The sequence below is a fragment of the Cellulomonas endophytica genome (assembly GCF_004123805.1).
GTDB classification, from domain to species: Bacteria; Actinomycetota; Actinomycetes; order Actinomycetales; family Cellulomonadaceae; genus Cellulomonas; species Cellulomonas endophytica.
Genome location: NZ_RWJX01000139.1, coordinates 1 through 3,658, shown reverse-complemented (window position 1 = coordinate 3,658; position 3,658 = coordinate 1). Strand labels below are relative to the sequence as shown.

The 3,658-nt window shown below is 77.5% G+C and carries 3 protein-coding genes; all 3 read right to left on the bottom strand.

The window, feature by feature from the left end:
* Positions 1 to 773, bottom strand: a 773-nt coding sequence (locus EJA20_RS18175) for an ABC transporter substrate-binding protein (RefSeq protein ID WP_240675639.1), incomplete at its 3' end; no start/stop codon positions are given.
* 79 nt (positions 774 to 852) lie between these two features.
* Entirely contained in the window at positions 853 to 2,112 is a 1,260-nt protein-coding gene (locus EJA20_RS19220; RefSeq protein WP_205687583.1) for an acyl-CoA dehydrogenase family protein, read from the bottom strand.
* Positions 2,109 to 3,320, bottom strand: coding sequence for an LLM class flavin-dependent oxidoreductase (locus tag EJA20_RS19215; RefSeq protein WP_205687582.1), 1,212 nt, complete (start codon positions 3,318 to 3,320; stop codon positions 2,109 to 2,111). The genes EJA20_RS19220 and EJA20_RS19215 overlap by 4 nt, the downstream gene beginning before the upstream one ends.
* Between the last annotated feature and the right edge of the window lie 338 nt (positions 3,321 to 3,658).

The following is a 3,658-nucleotide window of genomic DNA, read 5'->3' as shown; positions in this document are numbered from 1 at the left end:
ACGTAGGTGATGTCGATGCCGTCGAGGTACGCCTCGCCCGCGTTCACGCGCAGCTGCGCCCCCCACGCGTACCCGTCCCGCTTCGACAGGGTCGTCGACTGCCCCGGCGTGTAGCCGTCGAGGACGAAGGGGCCCGAGCCGACGATCGCGCCGAGGCAGCGCTCCTCCGGCGTCCTGGCGTACGAGGACGCGGCGAGGATGGCCAGGTTCGTCGTCGAGGTGCCCTGGAGGAACGCGGCGTTGGGGGTCGCGAACCGGACGGTGACGGTGTCCTCGTCGACGACCTCCGTGGCCTCGTAGCCCGCCAGGTACACCGCGCCGTAGGCGGTCGGGAGCTCCGTCAGCACCGCGGCGCCGCTGTCGAACGCCGCCTTCACCGACTCGGGGCCGAAGGCGGTGCCGTCGGAGAAGGTCACGTCCGTGCGCAGGTCGAACGTGTACTCCGTGCCCGCGTCGTTCACCGTCCACGCCGTCGCCAGCCACGGGACGATCTCGCCCGTCTCCGGGTCCTGGTCCGTGAGGGAGTCGGCGACGTTGCGGATGACCGTGCGGTGCTCGATCCAGTACGTCTGGAAGGGGTCGACGCACGAGAACGCGGCGTTGTCCGGGAAGAAGGCCAGCCTCAGGCGGCCGCCGTCGACGGGCTCGCCCGTCGGGGTGCCGGTGGCGTCGTCGGCCGCGGTGCCGCCGGCGCACGCGGAGAGCGCCAGCAGGGCCGCGGTCGCGGTGGCTGCGGCCGCCGTCCGGCGACGGAGGGGTCGGGTCGTGCGCATGGGTGCGGGTCCTCTGGTCGGGCCGCCGGCGGGTGCCGGCGGGACGGGCTGCGGGGGTGCGGTCTGTGTGTTGGCGGGGTCAGGGCGCGCCGGCGGCGAGCGCGGCGCGCCCGGCGAGCAGCAGCGCGAGGTCGTCCTGCGGCGGGTGGACGCGCGAGGCGAGCACGTCGCGCAGGTGGCGCTCGAGCGGGTTCGACCGCGTGAGCCCGGGGTTGCCGAGGGCGGCGACCGCGGTCTCGACCGCGCCGACCGCGGCGCGCGTGGCGAGCAGCTTGGCGACGACGGCGCGCCCGGCGGCCCGCTCGTCGCCGGCGTCGATCCGGGCGGCGAGCCCGAGGAGCAGCTCCTCCGCCCCGACGAGCTGCGCCTCGACCTCGCCGACGACGGTCTGGATGCGCTCCGTCGTCGCGATGGGGCGGCCCAGCGAGCCGGGGACGCGCTCGTGGGCGAAGCGGACGAGGAAGGCCTGCGCCGCGCGGGCCACGCCCACGTAGAGCGCCGGGACGGACAGGAGAGACCCGTGCGGGAGGTCGCCGCGCCCCTGCTGCTGCACGGGCGTGCCGCGGAAGTGGTCGAGCGGGATCCGGACGCGGTCGTAGACGACGTCGTGGGTGCTCGTCGCGCGCTGGCCGAGGTGGTCCCAGGTCCTCACCACGCGCACGCCGGGCAGCCCGCCGGGGACCACGGCGTGCGCCACCTCCGGCTCGCCGCTCGGGCCGTCGGGGTCGACGGCCCAGACGAGGTGGTACGCCAGGCCCTCGGACCCGGTGGCGAAGCCCTTGCGGCCCTCGAGGACCCAGCCGTCGCCGTCGCGGCGGACGGTCGTGGCGGGCAGCCCGCCGCGGGCCGGGGCGCCCCACTCGGGCTCCGCGCGCACGGCGTTGAGCAGCTGCGGCTCGCGGGCGGAGCGGGCGACGAGGGCGCGGTACACGTCCTCCGGCCACCAGGGCGCGCGGTCCTGGAGCCCGTGCTGCAGCACCGTCATCGCCGCGATGAGCGCGACGGCCGGGTCGCCCTGGCCGAGCGCCGCGAAGACCCGGACCGCGTCGACCGCGGACAGGCCGGGGCCGCCGTAGCGCCGCCCGACGCCGAGCGTGAGGAGGCCGGCCTCGTGCACCGCCGCGATGCCTCGCCACGGGAACGCCGCCGTGCGGTCGTGCTCCTCCGCGGTGCTCGCGAGCCGGGCGGTGACGCGGGCCAGCGCCGCGTCGGACAGGTCGGGCGCCGGAGGCGTGACGAGGGGGTCGGAGGCGTCCGGGCCGGCGGGCGCGTCCGTGGCGGCGAGGGCGTCCGGGACCGCCTCGGGCCCGGCGGCGCGGCGCTCGTCGAGGGTCGTCACGCGGACACCGCCTCGCGGGCGGCCGGCGCGTCCTGCGCCTCGTGCCCCGGCTGGCCGGGCAGCGGCGGCTGGGCGACGACCTCGCCGCGGCGCCCGGTCGCCTCGCGGTGCGCGAGCTCCTCCCGGACGAGCGGCAGGAGGTACCGGCCGTAGTCCACGGCGTCGTTCAGGTTGTCGTACCCGCGGATGGAGATGAGGTCCGCACCGAGGTCGACGTAGTCGAGGATCGCCGCCGCCACGGTCTCCGGCGTCCCGACGAGGGCCGTCGACGCGCCCTGCGCCCCCGTCGCGGTGGCGGTCGGCGTCCACAGCGCGCGGTCGTGCCGGTCCTGCCGCCGCGCGATCTCGAGCAGGCGCTGGGAGCCGACGTTCTGGGGGCCGGAGGCCCCGGGGGTCTGCACCCACAGCCCGGCGCGGGAGCCCAGCGGCTGCCCGGCCCCGGCGCCCCCGCGGCCCTGCAGCACGGCGAGCGTGCGCTCCGCCTTCTCCCAGGCGAGCTCCTCCGTCGGCGCGATGATGGGGCGGAACGTCACCCAGGTGCGCGGGGTGCCCGTCCGGCCGGCCGCGCGGGCGGCGGCCGCCACGCGCTCGATCTGCTGCCGGGTGTCGGCCAGCGGCTCGCCCCACAGGCCGAAGATGTCCGCGAGCGCGCCGCCCTGGGCGTAGGCCTCGTCGGAGGAGCCGCCGACCGAGACCGGGATCGTGCCGTGCACGGGCCGCACCCGGGAGACGAAGTCCTCGAAGGAGTAGTAGCGCCCCGAGTGCGAGAAGGGCTCCGTCTCCGTCCAGACCCGCCGCAGGATCCGCAGGAACTCCTCCTGCCGGGCGTAGCGCTCCGCCTTCGGCAGCCGGTCGCCCTCGCGCGCCTGCTCGGCGTCGTTGCCGCCCGCGATGAGGTGGACGACCGCGCGGCCGCCCGAGAGCTGGTCGAGCGTGGCCAGGGCCTTCGCGGCGACGGTCGGGTACAGCGTGTTGGGACGCAGCGCGACGATCGGCCGCAGCCGCTCCGTGACCTGGGTGAACGCCGCCGCGATGGTGAAGGGGTCGTGCCCGGCGGAGCCGTACGGGACGAGCGAGTAGTCGAAGCCGCCGTCCTCGAGGGTGCGCGCGTAGCGGCGCAGCCAGGCGACGTCGATCGCGGGGTCGGACAGCCCGTTGAGCTCGTTGGAGGCGTTGACGTTGATGGCGGAGATGAACTCGACGGGCATGGTCGTCCTCTGCGTGGGCCGGCCGGAGCCGGCGCGGGTGCGGGTGCGGGTGGCGTGCGGGTGCGGGGAGCGCTGCGGGGTGGTGCGGGTGGGGTGCGGGCGGCCGGAGCCGGCGCGTGCCCGAGCCGGCACGTGCCGGGGTGGGTGCGCGCCGGCACGCCTCCCACCGACACCTCGGCCGCATCGGGGCACGACGGTCGCGCCCGCCGGGGGGCGCCGGTGACGTCGTGCGGGCGCACGGCGGTGGCGCCGGGGGCGGAGGGACCGCGGCGGCGGGGGCGCCCGGGCCGCCGGTGGGCGGGCGGCGCGGGTCAGGGGTGGCCCGGCACGTCCCGGAC

What these genes read in the sequence shown, in the direction of transcription:
- EJA20_RS19215 (WP_205687582.1), bottom strand. Translation starts at nt 3,320, where the DNA reads ATGCCCGTCGAGTTCATCTCCGCCATCAACGTCAACGCCTCCAACGAG.